Annotated in this window: 14 protein-coding genes and 3 pseudogenes; 10 read left to right on the forward strand and 7 right to left on the reverse strand. The window is 35.9% G+C overall.

Annotated elements, in window-relative coordinates; all coding sequences use genetic code 11:
• Positions 1 to 4 precede the first annotated feature (4 nt).
• Positions 5 to 1429 (forward strand): SDR family oxidoreductase, encoded by a 1425-nt coding sequence (locus tag C1A40_RS08610; protein WP_102995550.1) that lies wholly within the window; start codon positions 5 to 7, stop codon positions 1427 to 1429.
• Between the two features lie 355 nt (positions 1430 to 1784).
• Here C1A40_RS08610 and C1A40_RS18785 read toward each other — a convergent pair.
• From C1A40_RS18785 to istA, 4 genes and pseudogenes are all read right to left on the reverse strand, one after another.
• Positions 1785 to 2075: pseudogene (locus C1A40_RS18785) on the reverse strand (IS1380 family transposase); the annotation flags it as partial.
• A gap of 94 nt (positions 2076 to 2169) precedes the next feature.
• Positions 2170 to 2910 carry an IS21-like element helper ATPase IstB gene (gene istB, locus C1A40_RS08615; protein ID WP_102994337.1) on the reverse strand — a complete coding sequence of 247 codons (741 nt, stop codon included), beginning with the start codon at positions 2908 to 2910 and terminating at the stop codon, positions 2170 to 2172.
• A 37-nt stretch (positions 2911 to 2947) separates the two neighbouring features.
• Positions 2948 to 3526: pseudogene (locus tag C1A40_RS18790) on the reverse strand (Mu transposase domain-containing protein); the annotation flags it as partial.
• Between the two features lie 21 nt (positions 3527 to 3547).
• Positions 3548 to 5254 (reverse strand): annotated as a pseudogene (istA, locus tag C1A40_RS18795) (IS21 family transposase); the annotation flags it as partial.
• A gap of 1353 nt (positions 5255 to 6607) precedes the next feature.
• On the opposite strand from istA, the gene C1A40_RS08630 reads away from it, so the two are divergent.
• From C1A40_RS08630 to C1A40_RS08665, 8 genes are all read left to right on the forward strand, one after another.
• Complete coding sequence (locus tag C1A40_RS08630; RefSeq protein WP_102995552.1) at positions 6608 to 8005, forward strand: arginine decarboxylase; 1398 nt, start codon at positions 6608 to 6610, stop codon at positions 8003 to 8005.
• Entirely contained in the window at positions 7995 to 8933 is a 939-nt protein-coding gene (speB, locus tag C1A40_RS08635) for an agmatinase (RefSeq protein WP_102995553.1), read from the forward strand. Before C1A40_RS08630 ends, speB begins: the two co-directional genes overlap by 11 nt.
• On the forward strand, positions 8923 to 9897 hold the full coding sequence (locus C1A40_RS08640; RefSeq protein ID WP_102997176.1) for a deoxyhypusine synthase family protein: 975 nt from the start codon (positions 8923 to 8925) through the stop codon (positions 9895 to 9897). Before speB ends, C1A40_RS08640 begins: the two co-directional genes overlap by 11 nt.
• A 3-nt stretch (positions 9898 to 9900) precedes the next feature.
• The gene (locus tag C1A40_RS08645; protein ID WP_102995554.1) at positions 9901 to 11436 is read left to right on the forward strand and encodes a bifunctional GNAT family N-acetyltransferase/carbon-nitrogen hydrolase family protein; all 1536 of its coding nucleotides are present in this window, start codon (positions 9901 to 9903) and stop codon (positions 11434 to 11436) included.
• A gap of 42 nt (positions 11437 to 11478) precedes the next feature.
• The gene (locus C1A40_RS08650) at positions 11479 to 11799 is read left to right on the forward strand and encodes a hypothetical protein (RefSeq protein WP_067147183.1); all 321 of its coding nucleotides are present in this window, start codon (positions 11479 to 11481) and stop codon (positions 11797 to 11799) included.
• 21 nt (positions 11800 to 11820) lie between these two features.
• Positions 11821 to 12042 carry a hypothetical protein gene (locus tag C1A40_RS08655; protein WP_067147184.1) on the forward strand — a complete coding sequence of 74 codons (222 nt, stop codon included), beginning with the start codon at positions 11821 to 11823 and terminating at the stop codon, positions 12040 to 12042.
• A gap of 20 nt (positions 12043 to 12062) precedes the next feature.
• Positions 12063 to 12842, forward strand: a complete 780-nt coding sequence (locus C1A40_RS08660; protein ID WP_102995555.1) for an RMD1 family protein — start codon at positions 12063 to 12065, stop codon at positions 12840 to 12842.
• A 210-nt stretch (positions 12843 to 13052) separates the two neighbouring features.
• Positions 13053 to 15647 carry a carbohydrate-binding protein gene (locus C1A40_RS08665; protein WP_102995556.1) on the forward strand — a complete coding sequence of 865 codons (2595 nt, stop codon included), beginning with the start codon at positions 13053 to 13055 and terminating at the stop codon, positions 15645 to 15647.
• A 40-nt stretch (positions 15648 to 15687) separates the two neighbouring features.
• Here C1A40_RS08665 and C1A40_RS08670 read toward each other — a convergent pair whose 3' ends face one another.
• The gene (locus C1A40_RS08670; protein ID WP_102995557.1) at positions 15688 to 17121 is read right to left on the reverse strand and encodes an MptA/MptB family glycosyltransferase; all 1434 of its coding nucleotides are present in this window, start codon (positions 17119 to 17121) and stop codon (positions 15688 to 15690) included.
• A 102-nt stretch (positions 17122 to 17223) separates the two neighbouring features.
• Here C1A40_RS08670 and C1A40_RS08675 point away from each other — a divergent pair, with 102 nt between their 5' ends.
• On the forward strand, positions 17224 to 17772 hold the full coding sequence (locus tag C1A40_RS08675; RefSeq protein ID WP_158651326.1) for a hypothetical protein: 549 nt from the start codon (positions 17224 to 17226) through the stop codon (positions 17770 to 17772).
• Here C1A40_RS08675 and C1A40_RS08680 read toward each other — a convergent pair.
• Positions 17769 to 19259, reverse strand: a complete 1491-nt coding sequence (locus C1A40_RS08680; RefSeq protein ID WP_102995559.1) for a cellulose synthase family protein — start codon at positions 19257 to 19259, stop codon at positions 17769 to 17771. The genes C1A40_RS08675 and C1A40_RS08680 overlap by 4 nt on opposite strands.
• Complete coding sequence (locus tag C1A40_RS08685) at positions 19256 to 19948, reverse strand: glycosyltransferase family 2 protein (RefSeq protein ID WP_102995560.1); 693 nt, start codon at positions 19946 to 19948, stop codon at positions 19256 to 19258. Before C1A40_RS08685 ends, C1A40_RS08680 begins: the two co-directional genes overlap by 4 nt.
• Positions 19949 to 20076 lie beyond the last annotated feature (128 nt).

The following is a 20076-nucleotide window of genomic DNA, read 5'->3' on the forward strand; positions in this document are numbered from 1 at the left end:
ACACATGAAAATACTTTTAACAGGTGCATCTGGATATATTGGAAAACGACTTCTACCTGTTTTGGTAAATTGTGGTCATGAAGTCATTTGCTGCGTTAGAGACATCCAAAGGTTTGAAATACCACCATCTTTAAAGTCAAGGATAAATGTTGTTCAAATAGACTTTCTAGACAAATCGTCATTAAAAAATATTCCAAAGGACATTGACGGTGCTTTTTATTTAATCCACTCTATGTCTACCTCTTCAGATTATCAAAAACTTGAAAAGGAATCTGCTATCAATTTTAGAAATGCTATTAACCTAACTAAAGCACAACATGTTGTTTATTTAAGTGGTATTATTAACGAATCTGAGTTATCTAAGCATCTGGCTTCTAGGAAAAATGTTGAAATAGAAATTGGTAAAGGGAAATACAATTTTACAACACTAAGAGCTGGAATTATTATCGGTTCAGGAAGCGCATCTTTCGAAATAATGAGAGATTTAGTAGAAAAACTTCCTGTTATGATTACCCCGAAATGGTTAAACACCAAATGTCAGCCCATTGCAATTTCGGATGTTATAAAAATACTCTCCTTAACAATATTTAACCCAAAGACATATAATAGAAATTTTGATATTGGTGGATCCGATATTTTATCTTATAAAGCGATGCTACTAATATTTGGACAATTAAGAAATCTAAAACGGTATATTTTTACTGTTCCAGTTATGACACCTAAACTTTCTTCCTATTGGTTGTTTTTCGTAACATCAACTTCCTATAATCTTGCTATAGCTCTAGTAAATAGTATGAAAATAGAGGTCATTTGCCGAAATGATGAGATTAACAAAATATTGAAAATAGAGCCAATAACTTACCAGGAGTCTTTAGAAAGAGCTTTTAGTAAAATTGAAAGGAATGAGGTTGTTTCAAGCTGGAAAGATGCCTTTATAAGTAGTGATTTCAATTTAAATATATCAGAGTTTATCCATGTTCCAACTTTTGGGTGTTTTAAAGATGTTCGAGAAAAAAATGTTTCCAATAGAAAAGATTGTATTGAGCGCATTTGGAGTATTGGTGGAGAAAATGGGTGGTATTATGGCAACTGGTTATGGCGTTTTAGAGGCTTTATTGACAGATTAGTGGGTGGGGTTGGATTAAGACGTGGTCGTACTTCAAAAAAGGATTTAAGCGCAGGAGATGCATTAGATTTTTGGAGGGTACTTTACGCTAACAAGGAAGAAGGACGACTATTGCTCTATGCTGAAATGAAATTACCCGGTGAAGCTTGGTTGGAATTTCGACTCACGAACAATAAATTAATTCAAACAGCCACCTTCAGGCCTATTGGATTAATAGGACGATTATATTGGTATGCCGTACTTCCCTTTCACGGATTTATTTTCAAAGGCATGATAAATAACCTAACTAAAACATCAAAATAAACCACTATGGACTAAAGTGCCATAATTTTTTAACCGTTCTAAAGTTAGCAGCACGCAATTACTTTAGTGTAAAATCATCATTATTATTACTGGGTAAATTATGATGCTCAAGATATTCCGATAGCGCGGACTTGTACCTTAAATCCGTAGGTTGTAGTATTTTGCTTAGCTGTAATGATTTTTAGTAGTATTTCTCATTTTTTCAGGTGTTAAATGTTTGAAGTTTTTAAGGTTCTTGTGTTTGTGTTTGAACTGCTTGCTTACACAAGGAAGCTACTGTATATAGGACAGCCCCAACTTTGTTGGGGTTTAATTTTTTTTACATTAAACTGTTGGGGTTTGACACTTTTTTTGGTTAAGTTTTAAAGTGAATAATTCCATACACCCTTAACTTATATTGTCTAGCCGTTTTTATCCATTTGGCAGGAATGGATATAAATCTAAAGATGAATTTTTTAATTCTATAGTTTGCCTTTAATCCCTTAAATCGTTTGGAAAACCGTTCTATAATATACTGATACAGATTCCTGCACATAGCAGTAAATAACAGAAAAACTGTATTTTGCTCTAATTTTGAAAACGGCAAGTTGTTCCATCCAAAGTCATTCTTGAGAATATCAAATTCTTTTTCAATCGCTCCACGTTGATTATAAAAATCTGGCTATTTCGGAGTGACCATGCCACGTATTTCGGTCAAACCGTGCCACTTTAAGAGATCATACAATAATAGTTAAATTTAATTAATACTGTTCTTTCAACTTACCTTTTCTCAAGGATTCTCCAGTAAGGTTTATCCTATGCGATGAATTTACAATACGATCTAGTATCGCATCAGCGATAGTGCTTTCGCCGATAATATCGTACCAAGCGGATACAGGTATTTGTGAAGCTACAATCGTTGCTTTTTTATCATGTCTTTCATCGATTATGTCCATAAGCGCCTCTCTGTCCTGATTGTCGAAGCTCTGTAAACCAAAATCATCAAGGATAAGCAGATCTACTTTTAATAGTTTTGCAAGTTCTTTAAGGTAAGTGCCATCTACTTTACTTAGTTTTAATCGTTTCATCAGTCTAGCAGTATTTGTGTATAGGGTTCTTTTATTCATCATACAAGCTTGATGTCCCAATGCCTGAGCTATATAACTTTTACCCACTCCAGAGGATCCTGTGATAATCAAGTTTTCCTTTTTTTGTACAAAATCTAGAGTAGCCAAACGCTCGAACATATTTCTGTCCAAGCTTCTGTTGTGCAGGTAATTAATATCTGTAAGTGTAGCTCCCTGCTTAAAGGCTGCTTGCGTTGTAAGCCTTTTTATCTTTCTATTCTGAAGGTCTTCCCATTGGTGATCGGTAAGCAATGCTAGATATTGATCTGGCGTAAGACCCTCTATTCGGTTATCACTAAGGTGGTTGTGATGGAGTTCAGCCATAGCTGTTAATCTCATTTTTCTGAGTTTTTCGATGGTGTGATTTGTATTCATATATGTATAAAATTTAAGTGATTTTTTCGTGTTGTTTTTACTTATAATTGGATGCCCCACGGATGTTCGCATGCTTGGGGATATGAGAACCTCGGTCTGTTTCTTCTTGTAGGAATAAGGAGCTTTGATCTAGATTATTCTTCAGTATGTTGGTTATCCTGTTGTAGCTTACAGCATCAGCCTGTATGGCTCTTTTGCAAGCATTATCTAACCTTTGGGAGCCATAAGACTTATGGAGTTGTATAACGCCCATAGCTCTTTTATACCCTGTTTCAGGATAATCCAACGCAGCAATAATCCGCTCGACACATGCTGCAACATAACTACCATGGACAGCTGCCTTGTTCTTAAAGTATTGCGGACTCCACTGGCTGTATTGTTTATGAGAACTACTAAGGTGATCCTTGTTGGTTATGTATGCGCCTTTGGAACCGCTACGTTGGTGTATAGCTATGCGCTGTTGATTATAATACACCTCTACCATGCCTTTGGTATAGTGTAGCGTGGTTTCCTTGCCAATGTAACGATATGGAACGCTGTAGTAAGTCTTATCTGGTGAAAAATAGATATAGCCTATTTTCTGAACCTTAGCTCTTCTATATTCTTTTATCTCGTAGCGTGTACTGCTTAAGGGTTTTAGATACTCTCGTTCGACGCTTTGGAAGAGCTCCAGACGACTAGCTTCTTTGCGTTGGAATAATAGGTTGTTGTAGCACTCTAGCAGAAGTTTTATCTCTTTGTTTAGATCTGCTAAAGAAAAAAAGGTCATTTCCCGAAGGGGATAATAAATCCGTTGATAAGCTAGATGCACCGCGTTTTCCACCAGCGCTTTATCTTGAGGGGAGTAACTACGCGTTGGATTGACCACGCAGTTGTAATGGCGGGCAAAGTCTTTAAAACTACGGTTAACCTGAGCTTCGTATCTACTAGATCTGGTAACGGCTGATTTTAGATTGTCTGATACGATGGCCTTGGGTACTCCCCCGTAGAAATGAAGGGCGTTTTCGCAACAACTTATAAAATCTTCACGCTTTTGGCTCATACAAGCCTCAACATAGGTATACTGACTGTTAGGGAGCATGGCAACAAAGACCTCTACTGGAAGTATCTCGCCTGTGATTTTGTCTACTATCTGAAGTTTTTTTCCAGCAAAGTCCACGAACATCTCTTTCCCTGCCTCGTGTTCAAGTTTCATAGATCCCTTGATCTTGGCATATTTACGATGGTAATGCTCCATGAATTGAGTGTAACTATAAGGGTCTTTAACCTTTTGACTATATTCTGTGTAGTGGTACAAAAAAGTAAATCCTGGGTGGTTCCGAGCCTTATTAATACTTTCAAAATAAAGCATCAATTCATCATAGCGTTTGTTATTTATGGTTGTATGAGATGTAAAGAGCTTTTCTAGGGTATGGTTGTCTAGCTTTAATAACTCCTTAAAACTATAACCACTACCTTTAAATAGGTGTATATAGCTATTTATAGTGTTGCGGGAAATGCCAAGTGTGGCTCCAATTTGACGGTTACTATAACCATCTTGTTTTAAGTTGATAATTTGTTTTAGGTCCATTGGATCAAGTGTGTTGGCCATATCGCTTTTTAGAGCAATAAGGTAGTCACAAAGTTGTGAAAATAATGTTTCTATCCTTTTCCTCTTTTTTCTAAATACATAAGGTTGTACTTTGTAATTTTTTTGATTGCTTCTCATAGGTGTATTTAGCGTTATATTACAGGTTTCAAACAAGTTAAGCTGTATTTCTGTTGATAAATAGCCTTTATCACCAATTAATGTACAATCGCTTATTTGCATCTTAATATCTTTAAGATAATTAATATCGTGTACAGATGCTGGACTCAAATCGATACTTTGAAAGACACCATTTACAGAACAAACAGCGTGCAGTTTATAACCGTAATAATTAGAACTTTGAGCTGCACAATAACCTTTATCTGGAAATGCATAAGTGTTTTCTTTACAAATCTTTGAACGAGAACTGCGTGATAATTTACAAACTTCTAAAGGCATACTATCTACTACAAAATAATCTTCAAATTCATTAAAATGGGAAGCTAAGCTTAACCTGATACTATTGAGCTTATTAACTAGTTTTCGTCTTCTTCTATTGTAGACACTTCTCTCTATTTTTGATAATAGGGAATCTGGAAGTTTTCTAAAAAGGTCATTTTCACTATCTATTCCCATAAATTCGGCAGTAAGACTCAAACTGATAAGTTCTAAATCACTAAGCTTTGGTTGTCGTCTTTGATAACTTAAAAGTTGTTCTTTCGATATTTTTCTTAATACTTCCAATATTCTTTCGTAATTTGCACTCAAGTTGTTCATTATTAATGATTTGTAGTTAAATCAATTTACTGATTTTCAGTAAGATGAACAACTTTTTTCTTTTAAATCATAATGCACAACGGGTTATAGAACTATTAAATTCAACTGAAAATACCTTACTTCCTTATGTTTATCCTAGTAAAATAGAAAAAGCCCTATATCTTTAATGGAATCTTTCTTACTTGTTGTTAGGGGCACGGACTATAAGTCGGCGCTATCGTGAGTATAACGGTTCTCGACTTCGCTCGAACACCTTGTGGTGCGGTTTGACGTATTTTGAGATTTATTTGATAGGCTTTAACGCATTTTTAACAGGAATAACAAGGGTGTATGATATTTGTCATAAATCACATCCTGCCTTTTACGGAACTTTGTCTTGTTAATGTAAAACAGTGGTTCGTTTTTCATATAAAATGTTTGGTTAGTTTAAAACTGTTCAGTCTTTGCGAAGGTTGAACAGTTTTTTTTGCTATTATTCAAAGGCAGGAAGGACTGAAGAATCTTTTTCATTGTAAGTTGTTGTAACGTAGAGATTCGCAAAGAGGCGCAGAGTCACACGGAGTTTGCTTTATGCTGTTTTGATTGGCTTTAAATTTTATGGTCTTCGAGCGGCGTCGAGAAGGAGGTTCTATTTAAAGGTTAATGGTTCTCGACTTCGCTCGAACACCGTAGTGTTGAAAGTTTTGTTGATTTTCGAGATTGTAAATAAAAGGATTCAGACCCTTCAGGTTTCTGAAACCTGAAGGGTCTTATAGAAAAACCAAAAACCAAAAACCAAAAACCAAAAACCAAAAACCAAAAACCAAAAACCAAAAACCAAAAACCAAAAACCAAAAACCAAAAACCAATCTCCGGGTTAGGGATAGCAGTGGAAATCCTTTTTTTGCTGATTAATGAAAGGGAAATGCAAATAAAATTACGGATTTCAATAAACTGAAATTGATACCCTAAAGCCTTGAAAAAAAGATTGTAACGGATAGCCCGACCCTTGGGTAACCCCCAAAATAAAGCTTTGAAATAGAGGGAGATTAAAATTTTCAAAAAAAAACTTAAAAAAAGTTTGTAATTGCATTTTTTGTTTTTCATTTGCACTCTATTTAGCTGAACAAATTGAACAATGTTTCTATGTTCGGGCTTTTGAAAATTAGGAAGTCGTATTCAAAAGCAGCTTACAGATTAAGCGACCGAATTTTAAAGCTAACTTCCGTATCTCCCATATATGCGATTCAGCATGAATACGGCTTTGTGCCTACTACCGAAAAGGAAATTCAAATTTGATATTGTTTGTTTTTTATTAAATTAACGTGTAGTTAATCTACAGATTACATCTTTAACTTTTTAAAAATAAATAAATTGAATACAAAATATATTGATTTAATAAATCAGACTTACGATTTTCCACAAGAAGAATTTAAGGTTGATAAAGGACAGTTGCATTTTCATGATATCGATTTAATGGCCCTTACTAAAGCGTATGGTGCGCCATTAAAATTCACTTACTTACCACAAATTTCTAATAATATAAACAAGGCGAAAAAGTGGTTTGCTGAAGCGATTGAAAAGCACAATTATAAAGGGAAATACAATTACTGCTATTGTACAAAAAGCTCACATTTTAAACACGTTTTAGATACGGCTTTAAAAAATGATATTCATATTGAAACCTCTTCGGCTTTTGATATTGATATTGTTGAAAGCCTAAAGGCCGAAGGTAAAATTACCGACGACACCTTTGTTATTAGTAACGGTTTTAAAAGGGCTCAATATGTGACTAACATCGCGCGATTGATTAATAACGGCCATAAAAATGCGATTCCGATTATTGATAATTACGAGGAAATCGATTTACTTTCTCAAGAAATAAATGGGAAATTTAATGTTGGGATTCGCATCGCTTCAGAGGAGGAACCAAAATTTGAGTTCTATACCTCAAGGTTAGGGATTGGTTATAAGAATATTGTACCTTTCTATAAAAATCAGATCGCCAGCAATAAAAAGGTTGAACTTAAAATGTTACACTTTTTTATTAATACCGGTATTCGCGATACGGCTTACTACTGGAACGAACTTTTAAAGTGTTTGAAGGTTTATACCAGCTTGAAAAAGATTTGTCCGTCGTTGGATAGCTTAAATATTGGAGGTGGTTTCCCTATAAAAAACTCGTTAGCTTTCGATTTTGATTACGAATATATGGTTGATGAAATTATCAATCAGATTAAACTTACTTGTGAAGAAGAAGAGGTTGAGGTACCTAATATATTCACCGAATTTGGAAGTTTTACCGTTGGTGAAAGTGGCGGTGCTATTTACGAAGTGTTGTACCAAAAACAACAAAACGATCGTGAAAAGTGGAATATGATTAACTCATCATTTATCACAACGTTGCCAGATACATGGGCTATAAATAAGCGTTTTATTATGCTAGCGGTAAACCGTTGGCAAGATACTTACGAGCGTGTGTTGTTAGGAGGTTTAACTTGTGATAGCGACGATTATTACAACAGTGAGCAGCATATGAACGCGATTTATATGCCAAAATATAACAAAGATAAACCGTTGTATATTGGGTTTTTTAATACCGGCGCTTACCAAGAAACCATTGGAGGTTTTGGAGGATTGCAGCATTGCTTGATACCATCGCCAAAACATGTTTTAATCGATAGAGATGCCGATGGAAACATCACAACAAAATTATTTAGTGAACAACAAAAAAGTGAAGACTTACTTAAAATTTTAGGTTATGAGCAATAAAACCTACGCTGGAATTCCAGAAGAATTTGGGAAATTAGAAAATGCAAAAATCGTTTTAATTCCTGTGCCTTACGACGGTACCAGTACTTGGCAAAAAGGGGCTGATAAAGGGCCAAAAGCTTTTTTAGATGCTTCTGAAAACATGGAGCTTTACGATATCGAAACAGGAACAGAAGTATACCAACAAGGTGTGTTTTTGGCCGATCCTGTTACCGAAAACGAGTCGCCAGAAGCCATGGTAGATGCTGTGCATAAAGCCACTAAAAAATATATTAAAAAGAATAAATTCGTTACCATTTTTGGTGGTGAACACTCGATTTCTATAGGAACTATACGTGCTTTTAACGACATGTACCCAAGTTTAACGGTGCTGCATATTGATGCGCATGCCGATTTGCGTAAGGAATATGAAGGAACAACTTGTAACCATGCTTGTGCGGTGTACGAAGCCAGTCAAACAACCAACTTAATTCAGGTGGGCATTCGTTCAATGGATATCATGGAGAAAACCGTGATGGACGAAGAGAAAACCTATTTCGCTCATGAAATGGCCATAGATGATACTTGGATGGATTCGGCAATCGATCAAATGACCGATAATGTGTTTATTACTTTCGATTTAGATGCTTTCGACCCATCGATCATGCCAAGCACAGGAACTCCAGAGCCAGGCGGATTATTATGGTACGAAGCTTTAGATTTCTTAAAACAGGTTTTCGCCGAAAAGAATGTGGTAGGTTTCGATATTGTGGAACTATGCCCAAACAAAAAAGAAAAATCATCAGATTTCTTAGCTGCAAAATTGTATTATAAAATGCTAAGCTATAAATTTATGGACGAAGGTGTTGATGATGAGTATGATAATGCCTTCGATAATTCAAAACAAAAAAATAACGTTTCAAAATTCAGCGATAACGATGAGTACTAAAGGACCAATTTCACAATTTATAGAAAAACATTATTTACACTTTAATGCAGCTGCTTTAGTTGACGCTGCTAAGGGCTACGAGGCACAATTAGAGTCTGGAGCTAAAATGTTAGTGTCTTTAGCTGGTGCTATGAGTACTGCTGAGTTAGGTAAAAGTTTTGCCGAAATGATTCGTCAGGATAAAGTGCAAATTATTTCTTGTACTGGTGCCAATCTTGAGGAAGATATCATGAATTTGGTAGCGCACTCACACTATAAGCGTGTGCCTAACTACCGCGATTTAACGCCACAGGAGGAGTGGGATTTATTGGAAAAAGGCCTAAACCGTGTGACTGATACTTGTATTCCAGAAGAGGAAGCGTTTCGTCGTTTACAAGCGCATATCGTTGATATTTGGAAAGAAGCTGAAGCTAAAGGCGAACGCTATTTACCACATGAATACATGTATAAAATGCTATTGTCTGGCGTTTTAGAACAGTATTACGAGATTGATTTAAAAGATTCTTGGATGTACGCTGCCGCGGAAAAAAACCTACCTATCGTTTGTCCGGGTTGGGAAGATAGTACTATGGGGAATATTTTTGCGAGCTATGTGTTAAAAGGCGAGCTTAAAGCAAGCACCATGAAATCGGGTATTGAATATATGACCTTTTTAGCCGATTGGTACACTGATAATTCTGAAAATGGTATTGGTTTCTTCCAAATTGGAGGAGGTATTGCTGGTGATTTTCCTATTTGTGTCGTACCTATGTTATACCAAGATATGGAACGTACCGATACACCTTTCTGGAGCTATTTTTGCCAAATTAGTGATTCTACTACAAGTTACGGGTCGTATTCTGGAGCCGTGCCTAACGAAAAAATCACTTGGGGGAAATTGGATATCGATACGCCAAAATTCATTATCGAGAGTGATGCTACCATCGTAGCGCCACTTATTTTCGCTTATTTATTAGGGCAGTAAGACATGGATACGAACAGCATTGAAAATATAGAGCTTAAGTACCTTACGGTCGATGATTTTAAAGAACTAAAAGCGGCGACTTTAGAGTCGTATGCTGGGGTACTTACCTCGTATTGGAAAAAGAAACATATTAAAGCTTTAACCACCATGTTCCCAGAGGGACAGGTGGTTATAAAAGTGGATGGCGATATAGCAGGTTGCGCCTTATCCCTTATCGTAGATTACGATTCTATTGAGGATGAGCACACCTATCAAGATATAATTAGTGGCGAATCGTTTAAAAATCACAATGCCGATGGCGATGTGCTTTATGGTATTGATGTGTTTATAAAACCACAATACCGCGGGTTGCGTCTAGGGCGTCGTCTTTACGATTACCGAAAGGAAGTTTGCGAGAATTTAAACTTAAAGAGTATTGTGTTTGGCGGGCGTATGCCTAATTACTATAAACATAAGGCGCTCACGCCAAAGCAATATATTGAGAAAGTAAAGCGCAAAGAAATTCATGATCCTGTTTTAAATTTTCAGATTTCTAACGATTTTCACCCCATTCGTGTTTTAAAAAATTATTTAGAAGGTGATACGGCATCCAACGAGTATGCGGTTTTAATGGAGTGGGATAACATCTATTATGAAAAACCGAGCAAGAAGGCGAGTACCGTAAAAACGGTGGTGCGTTTGGGTTTAATTCAGTGGCAAATGCGTCCGTATAAAGGCCTGGACGATTTAATGGAGCAGGCAGAATATTTCATCGATAGTGTTGCTGCATATCGTGCCGATTTTGCAGTGTTTCCAGAGTTTTTCAATGCTCCTTTAATGGCGGAGTTCAACCACATGCATGAACCAGATGCTATTCGAGAGCTTGCAAAGTTCACTGAAACTATCGTTAATAAACTGAAACAGCTTTCTATTTCGTACAATATCAATATCATTTCTGGGTCTATGCCCGAAGTGGTTAATGATAAGCTATATAACGTAGGTTATTTATGTAGAAGAGATGGTAGTTTGGAGCGTTATGAGAAAATTCATGTGACGCCCGATGAAGCTAAAGTTTGGGGGATGCAATGCGGAAATAAATTGCAAACTTTTGAAACCGATTGTGGAAAAATTGGCATCCTAATTTGTTACGATTCGGAGTTTCCAGAGTTGTCGCGCTTATTGGCCGATGAAGGTATGGATATTCTATTCATTCCTTTTTTAACCGATACCCAAAACGGTTATTCTCGTGTACGTTTATGTGCACAAGCGCGCGCTGTTGAGAACGAATGTTATGTAGCCATTTCTGGGAGTGTTGGTAACTTGCCTAATGTGAATAATATGGACATTCAATATGCACAGTCGGCCGTATTTACACCTTGCGATTTTTCGTTTCCGAGTAACGGAATAAAGGCTGAAGCCACCACAAATACTGAAATGATTTTGGTTGCCGATGTCGACTTAAGTTTATTGAGAGAACTACATTCTTTTGGTGCTGTAAAAAATTTAAAAGATAGACGAAAAGATTTTTACGATGTTATTCGAATTAAAAGTCATAAATAGTATATTTAAACCTGTTTACAAACAACATTTTACTTTATAAGAATGAAAAATAGAAATGATAATTTAAAACGTGTCATTGTTGATTTTAAAAAGTTAACACCAGAGATACTATCCTTATTGGTAGAACGCTACCCTGATGGCTATGACGATGATCAGATTATATCTTTTAGAAATCAGCACAACGAAATTATCGAAGCTGTGGAAGTGACGACTCATGATACCAAATACTTGGTGAAAGTAAGTACTAAACTTGCGATTACTATGGAGAATTATGATGAAGATGACTATGAAGATTTCGATAATAACGATCCTGAAGCCGTACAAGAGCCAGAAATCGAAGGTGATGACGACGAAAATGAATAACAATTAACAACATTTAGTGCTATGAGAATTGCCGCTTTTAAATCTTACAAAAACGGTTACTATAATTTTTGGTTTGAAAATGGCGAGGAACTTGCTTTTGAAGATGTTCACCCTCGCGTTTTAAAACAATTCGACTTAAAAAACGATAAAAGTCTTATCGATAAAGACTTTAAAATCACTTTCGTTGAAGATGAAGATGGCGACGATATTTTTTATCGTATCGAAAGTTTAAAGCCGCTTTAAAAGTCTTTAATTAATACAGCATGTACTCTGTAGTTGCTTATCAAGTAGCTCGTGCTATCCATATAAAAAACTGTAAGCAGGAGTTGCCGTGGCAGCTCCTGTTTCAAGATAGCGATGAACTTTATTTTAAAAGTTCTAACCACAAATTCATCTATATTTTTCAATCTGGCATGGTAAGTTTTTTTAACCTTACCACCACTGAAATTGATGATGCCTTAAACAATATCCGTAAATTTTGCGATCACTATTTTTCTGAAAAGCTTTCAGAATCTCTCAAAATACGCGTTGAACCTGATACTTTAAAAGTACAGTTCGATCATGTTATTTTACCAGAACTGGACGAGGAAATGATTCGCTTGGTGCTGCTTAATACGTCGCAGTCGGTGGCTTTAAGCCGTTATTCGGAAATAACGGAAGAACTCATCATTGAAACCAATCAGCATACTTTATTTCTTGAAAAAAATGGAAAGCTAAATATTTCAGGAAATCAACTGAAGCGTTTTATTGGCAAGATCTTAAACATCAAAAACAAAATCTCTGAGAATTTATACATTTTCGATGCGCCCGAAATTACTTGGGAAAATGCACAGCTTAACAAATTAGACTTAGGTCTAAAGCGCGTTTTCGACTTAAAGGACCGTTATCGTATCATACACGATCGTATTGAAATTATAAAAGAAAACTTAGAGCTGTTTAAAGACATCATGGATCACAACGAAAGCAGCCGTTTGGAATGGATTATCATCATTCTAATTGTTATTGAAGTGATTGATTTGTTTATTACAAAAATCCTCACCTAAAACGATCTCAGTGTAAGAAGTCTTTATCAAGAATGCTACTTTTCTATTGTTCAGTGAAGTAAACAACTATACGGTTTTTCTTAATTGATAGTTTTGATCTAAATAAACTGTACATAAACTGAACATGCTGTAAAACCGTAAAATTTTAATTAACAAAACTTATAAATTGGCAACAAAACCAACGTTTAAACAACTAAAATTGAATTAATTATGATTAAAACAGCAACTGTACATGATTTTGCTGTCCGTAAAAAGGGTAGCAATCATGTAAAAAAAAGAAACAGCAAACTTATTTGGATGCTAACGGTTCTACTTGGTACTTGGGGTATTCATGCTCAAGATTGGGCTGGGATTCCCATTCCAGCTAACGCCGGTAATGGGAAAGTTTGGGAACTACAAGATCAGGTATCCGACGACTTTAATTACAATTTTAATTCCGCTTCATGGTCTAATTTCGGTTCAGGTAACAAATGGTATAATTTTTACCATAATGCTTGGGATGGGCCTGGCTATACCTATTGGAAAAACCAAAATGTTACTGTTGATGGTAGTGATTTGGTTATAAATGTGGGGTATACGGCAGAGAACAGTAAAGGTGGAAGTTACGGGGTAGCTTCTGGCTGCGTGACATCTACAACTAAGGTGAAATATCCTGTTTATGTAGAATCGGCTATTAGTGTAGCTAATATTTCATTGGCTTCATGCTTTTGGTTACTTAGCCCTGATGATACCGAGGAAATAGATATTATTGAAAACTACGGAGGCGTAAACGGCTATAAACACCTCACGCATATTAGTCATCACTCTTTTGTACGAAGTCCTTTTACCGATTATCAACCAAGGGACACGAACTCGTGGTATCCAGATAGTCGTGTAAATACTAGTTATGGATGGGGCGATTGGTGCTGGAACAATGGAGATCGTCGTTATATGCGTATGGGCGTAAATTGGATAGGGCCTAAGCATTTTGAATATTACATAGATGGTGAGTTGGTAAGGGTGATGTACTACAATGCTATTGCTACCAATTACAATGGTACATGGCAATACACCTACTTTAATTCTATGAATTGGAATGTTAACGGTTATAATTTGCCTACAAATAATGGTGCTGGTTACACAGATGTAACCGTGTATGCCACAACCGTAGCCTATAGTTTTGAAAAACTTCAAGAGGCTTCAAATGCATCTAATGGGTATAATGTGATTGATCCTGCTTGGTTTCAAGGTGGCGATGATCAAGACCTTGATGGAAACGGTGTAACCGTTGAAGCTAGGGGTTTTACCAAAGAGATGGATATTATCATCAATATGGAATCACAAAGTTGGTTGGCGGGTTCTACACCTTCTGCAAGTGATTTGAACGATCCGACTAAAAATACCATGAAAGTTGATTGGGTTCGTGTTTATAAACCTGTGAATTCTGGAAACGCTGATGTCGCTGTGACTGGAGTAACTTTGAGTCCTGCTACTTTAAGTATCGAACAAGGTGCTACAGCCAACTTAACTGGAGCTGTTATTCCTAGTACAGCAACCATTAAAACGATGACTTTTTCTTCTAGTAATACGGCGGTAGCTACAGTCACTCAAAGTGGTGTGGTAACAGCCGTTTCCATTGGAAATGCTGTAATCACAGCAACCACTACTGATGGCGGTTACACTGATACGAGTAGTGTTACCGTTACAGATAATTCAAATTCGGGTAACGAGGATACGATTGTTATTGAAGCTGAAAATTTCGCAAGTACTACAGGGACTTATAATGATGGATTCGTGCCTTATGGGGTGAATGCCGGAACAACAAAAATTAATTATGTGAATAGCAATGACAGTGCTACATATAATATTCAAGTGTCTGAAGCTGGAAACTATGAGATATCTTATGCGATTTCAACTCCAGTGGCTAATGCTGCTATTAGTTTTTATGCCGACAATGTGCTCGTTGGTGCGACCAATGTTGTAAATAACGGTCAGTGGGATGCCTATCAAAACTTAAATTCAGGACATCAAGTGTATTTGAGTGCGGGAGATCATACCATAAAAATTGTAGCTAGTGGTTCCAATGCCTGGCAGTGGAATTTAGATAAAATAACTCTAACCAAATCGGTATCTGGAGGTACAACACCAAGTAATATCATTATTGAAGCTGAAAACTTTATGAGCACGACAGGAACTTATAATGATGGCTTTGTGCCTTACGGAGTTAACCAATCTAGTGTCGGCATTAACTATGTGAATTCAAATGATGAAGCGGTTTATAGTTTTTTTGTACAAAATTCGGGAGTATATAACATTCAGTATTTGATATCAACACCCGTTAATCAAGCGCAGATTTCTGTTTATGTGAATAATACTTTGGTGGCTACCAATGCGGTTTCTAATAATGGTGCTTGGGATGATTATCAAACATTAAATGCTGCTTCAACCGTAAGTTTACAGCCAGGAACACATACGTTGAAAATTGTGGCTAGTGGTAGTAATGCTTGGCAATGGAATTTAGATAAAATCATTTTAAGTTCTGGAGCGACATCAAAACAAAATGAAGATTCGAAACGAAGTGCATCTACCGAAAAGTCGAATCAGTTTGTGTTTTATCCAAATCCAGCTTCCGATGTCTTGAATATTTCAACCAGTGAAACCATCCAAAAAATACAAGTTTATAATATTACCGGCGCTGTAGTTTTACAGCAAAAGGGCTATAACGGGGCTTTGGATGTTCGTGAGCTTGCCAATGGCTTATACCTTTTACAGGTTACTACAGCCGAAGAGGAAGTTATTACAAAACGTATTGTCATAAGTCGATAGACTTATAATTATTTTATTAGTTAAGAAGAAAGCTCGCCCATCATATGGCGGGCTTTTTGTTTGTCTTCAGGAAAACTTCCCAAATAAAAACACTGTACACTACAAGGTATTCTAAGGAAATAACCCATAAGTTCTCCGATTTGTCAGATTGATTTACGTTTACATAAGCCAAATAGCTTAAAATAATAACAAAACTCCATACCAAAGGGAATTTGTATTTTGTGAAAACCGAGAGTATAAGTAATGTGGCGACATACCAAGGGTGCACAGTAGTGGCTGTGAAATAATAAAAGGAAAGCGCAAAAAGCATGGCAGTAATAAGTTGCACTGAAGTTTTGTTTTTTCTGAACAAAGCCATGCCCATAACAACTGCAAAAACAAGTATCGCTATAGCTTTTCCTATAAAAGCAATTTCATTATAACCTCGGCACGTGTAGCCGATCGTTCTAGCGATATAATATAAACTGGCGTTGAATTCAAATTTTTGAAACCACAGTGCCACGGTAGTCGCGTAATTACTGATAAATTGACTATTATAAAAAGGCAGGAATAATAAAATGGTACATAGACCTATTATACTATAAAAACACAGCAGTTTTACTATGTTTTTACTTCTTGAAGTTCTCTGGTTTTCTGGGTTATTGGAAGATTCTAGAGTATGGTGTTTCTTTTCAAAATTACCTTTTAAAAACCATTGAAAAAATAAAGGCAGAAAAAGTAGTGGCATTAATTTCACTGAAATGGATAATGAAAACACCACTGCGGCACACATCCATTTTTGATTTAATAGCAAGTATAAACTCCAAATTAAAAAGAAAATCATTACCCCTTCAAAGTGTAAATTTCCAGTAAGTTCGATGATGATAAACGGATTTAATACATACCAAAATATAAGATAGGTGGGTTTTTGTAATTTAAGTAATATTTTTTTTCCGAAGTAAAGGGTTCCTAAATCTGCAGCAATAATAATGAGGCGTAACACCACAACAGAACCTAAAATACTTTTGCTTGAAAAAAGTGCTGCTATGGCAAAGCACAGTTGGTTTAAAGGTGGGTAATTCGAAAAATGGCTAGCATTCAATTCGCCCATGCCTTTGCGAAGCTCTAAAGCTTCAGTAATGGGGAATTCGGCCTGCTTCATAAAAAAATCTACCGTATTAAGATACGGATTGTAGCCTTCTAAAATCAATCGGCCATCCCAAATAAAACGATAGAAATCTTGTGATAAATTAGGGAGTGCCAAAATAAAAACGGCTCTACATCCGAAGGCCAAATAGGTTAAGGCATTTTCGTTATGCCTCAGTATCTGCATCAGCTTATAAAACAGAAAGAAAAGTGCAGTATAAAGCGAAATGAGTTTGATGTAATCGGTACGTATGAGACGATAAGCAAAAGCCCAGTAAAATATCAATGTAGTTACAGTTAAAAGTATCGGTATTTTGTAGGTTTTAAAAATGTTCGTCGTTAAAGGCATGTGATAAATATATGCTTAATTGGATGGTTTTCCTGTTAAACGGACTTTGGTAGATTAAAGTTAGTTAATTACCTTCACAAGGGAAACGTAATTATGATAAATATGAGGTTGTTAAAAGTTATTCTTTTTTTAGTAGTTGTGGTTAGTATGTGGTCATGTAAGTCTTCAGAACATGGTAATGAAAAGGGAATAAGCAAAACTAGAAAAAGTATAAAAATAGATAAGTTCGAGTATCTAAAAAATGGTGACACCTTATCCTATACTGAGGTTCGTTTTTATCGCGTTCACCACACGGCTTTTTATAGTCAAAAAGTGATGTTTGATAAGTTTGGGAAGTGGGATCAAATGATTTTTTATGATTATGAAAGAGGAGATTTGTTGCTTTGGAAGGATTTAAAGCTTTTTGAAGATGATGCCACGCGCTATACCATCGCTGCATTAGGAGAAGAAACTATAGAAACGTTGTATGCCTCGTTTATGGCTTTTGATGAAAAAGGTAACGATTTGTTGAAAGATACCCTGTATCAAGAAAAGCTTATTCCTTATTTCCACCGGTTGATTAAATCTGGTAATTATCATAATCGTACATTTTTTGATGTATATGATAAAGAGGTAAAAGCTAACAAGTTGACAAAATCAACCACCCACTAAACTTTAGATCGTAAAGATTTAAAGAAGACATAGCCAAAACCTACAAAAAGCATCGTGTGGAAAGGGAATAATCCGAAATCACCGCCTTGATTACCTACCACAAACGCACTGTACATGCCAAAAGCGAAATAAAGCATTAATAAACCTTCAAAAATCACGTTTATAGAAAGATTTTTGGCAAGATACTTATTGCTTTTCCAACTATCCTTATACTTACTTATGTTGAATTTAGGGGTACGTACAAATTCCGATTTTTTTCCAATATGCCCTTCTAAAACGGCAATGGAGTTATGTAATGAAAAGCCCATAGCTATTGAGAAAAAGACGAAAAACATACCAATATAGCGTATAAAGTTCTTAAAGCCACTGCCATAAGTGTTTTTATACATAAACCAATAGCATATAAAAAAGATGATGGTACTCATCACAAAGAAACTCATCACATAAAAGTAAGGTCTTAAGTGGGCATATTCGTTTTTAATGTATAGCATAGGAATACTTAAAATCCCAACAATAAGCACGTTTAAAAACATGGTGCTATTAAGTAAATGTAGTAAGCCATGTACTTTAGTTTTAGCCGAAATTTCAGAGTTTTTAATAACGCGACCTAACATTTTTCTAAAGTTTTCAGCGCCACCTTTATTCCATCTAAACTGCTGCGAACGTGCTGCACTAATCACTATAGGCAATTCTGCAGGCGTTTCAACGTCTTCTAAATATTTAAATTTCCAGTGTTTTAACTGTGCACGGTAACTTAAATCTAAATCTTCGGTAAGCGTATCACCTTCCCAGTTTCCAGCATCAATAATACAGGTTTTACGCCATAATCCAGCGGTACCGTTAAAGTTGATAAAATGTCCTTTACTATTTCGTCCTACTTGTTCTAGAGTAAAATGGGCGTCTAAAGCAAAGGCTTGTATTTTAGTTAAAATGGAGTAATTTCTATTGATGTGTCCCCATCGCGTTTGTACAACACCTATGGCTTCATCTTTAAAGTAAGGCACGGTACGTTTTAACCAGTCTTTTTTAGGAAGGAAATCAGAATCAAAAATGGCAATAATCTCACCCTTAGCTATTTCTAAGCCTTCTTTTAGGGCTCCAGCTTTAAATCCTTTTCTGTCGGTTCGCGTAATGTGAGTGATGTCAATACCCGTGGCATGAAGCCTCTCAATTTGCTTTCTGGTGCTAATTACGGTTTCGTCGGTAGAATCGTCTAAAACCTGAATTTCAAGTTTATTTTTAGGGTATTCAAGTTCCACAATATTGTCAAGTAAGCGCTCCATCACATACATTTCGTTGTAAACCGGTAGTTGTATGGTAATGAAAGGCACTTCATCTGGATTTGATAAATCAAGTAAAGGCGAGGTGTCTTCTTTTTTCTTAGATGATAAATAATTAAAAAGTAAATTTAGCTGAGCTAATGCATACATGAAAATAAGCAGTAACGAAATGCTATAAATAACTATTATTGAGGTTTCTAAAATCATTTTTTTATACTGTATTTAAAAATCCAACCAAGAATTTTTGCGCCTGCAAATATAGCACCTTTTATCGTACCAGACACCTTTGAAACGCCAATTCTATTTCTGTAATTTAGAGGGACTTCTGTATATGAAAAATCGTACTTCAATGCTTTAAGTTGCATTTCTACCGTCCAGCCATAGGTTTTGTCTTCCATGTTGAGCGCCAGTAGTTTATCGTACTTAATAGCTCTAAACGGACCTAAGTCGGTGAATTTGGCATTGAAAAATAAGCGCATTAGTGATGTGGCTAGCCAGTTTCCAAAAATTTGAGGTGTGGTCATAGCGCCTTTTTCTCTAAGCTTTTTATCGCGTGCACCAATAACAAAATCAATATTGTCATTAATAATTGGTGCTACAATTTTAACTAATTCTTCGGGGAAATCACTGTAGTCGCCATCTAAAAAAACTATAATATCTGGTTTGCTAGGCTGTTCTGCAATGTACTGCATGCCCTTTAAACAGGCATATCCATAACCTTTGTTGGATTCTGTTAATACCGTGGCTCCAGCCTTTTTTGCATTAATTTCAGTATTATCTGTAGAGTTATTGCTTACCACAATAATTTCATCAACTAAAGATGGAATAGCATTCACAACAAGGCCGATAGAGTCAGCTTCATTGTACGCAGGAATAATGACTTTAATATGAGTCATTTGCAGGGTTGTGATTTGGGTTTTGGGTTAAGTTTGCCGCAAAGGTAATTTTTTAATTTAATTATTTGTTAAATTCCTAAATTCTAGTTGATTTTTGTGTAGGATTTTTTACGTGGTGCATAGGTTTA

This window comes from Tamlana carrageenivorans (assembly GCF_002893765.1).
Lineage (GTDB): Bacteria > Bacteroidota > Bacteroidia > Flavobacteriales > Flavobacteriaceae > Pseudotamlana > Pseudotamlana carrageenivorans.

Bases quoted from the DNA above. Each gene is read 5' to 3' on its own strand.
- C1A40_RS08660 (WP_102995555.1), top strand. From the start codon at position 12,063: ATGTACTCTGTAGTTGCTTATCAAGTAGCTCGTGCTATCCATATAAAA.
- C1A40_RS08610 (WP_102995550.1), top strand. From the start codon at position 5: ATGAAAATACTTTTAACAGGTGCATCTGGATATATTGGAAAACGACTT.
- C1A40_RS08665 (WP_102995556.1), top strand. From the start codon at position 13,053: ATGATTAAAACAGCAACTGTACATGATTTTGCTGTCCGTAAAAAGGGT.
- C1A40_RS08640 (WP_102997176.1), top strand. From the start codon at position 8,923: ATGAGTACTAAAGGACCAATTTCACAATTTATAGAAAAACATTATTTA.
- C1A40_RS08650 (WP_067147183.1), top strand. From the start codon at position 11,479: ATGAAAAATAGAAATGATAATTTAAAACGTGTCATTGTTGATTTTAAA.
- C1A40_RS08675 (WP_158651326.1), top strand. From the start codon at position 17,224: ATGAGGTTGTTAAAAGTTATTCTTTTTTTAGTAGTTGTGGTTAGTATG.
- C1A40_RS08645 (WP_102995554.1), top strand. From the start codon at position 9,901: ATGGATACGAACAGCATTGAAAATATAGAGCTTAAGTACCTTACGGTC.
- C1A40_RS08655 (WP_067147184.1), top strand. From the start codon at position 11,821: ATGAGAATTGCCGCTTTTAAATCTTACAAAAACGGTTACTATAATTTT.
- C1A40_RS08670 (WP_102995557.1), bottom strand. From the start codon at position 17,121: ATGCCTTTAACGACGAACATTTTTAAAACCTACAAAATACCGATACTT.
- istB (WP_102994337.1), bottom strand. From the start codon at position 2,910: ATGAATACAAATCACACCATCGAAAAACTCAGAAAAATGAGATTAACA.
- C1A40_RS08680 (WP_102995559.1), bottom strand. From the start codon at position 19,259: ATGATTTTAGAAACCTCAATAATAGTTATTTATAGCATTTCGTTACTG.
- C1A40_RS08685 (WP_102995560.1), bottom strand. From the start codon at position 19,948: ATGACTCATATTAAAGTCATTATTCCTGCGTACAATGAAGCTGACTCT.
- speB (WP_102995553.1), top strand. From the start codon at position 7,995: ATGAGCAATAAAACCTACGCTGGAATTCCAGAAGAATTTGGGAAATTA.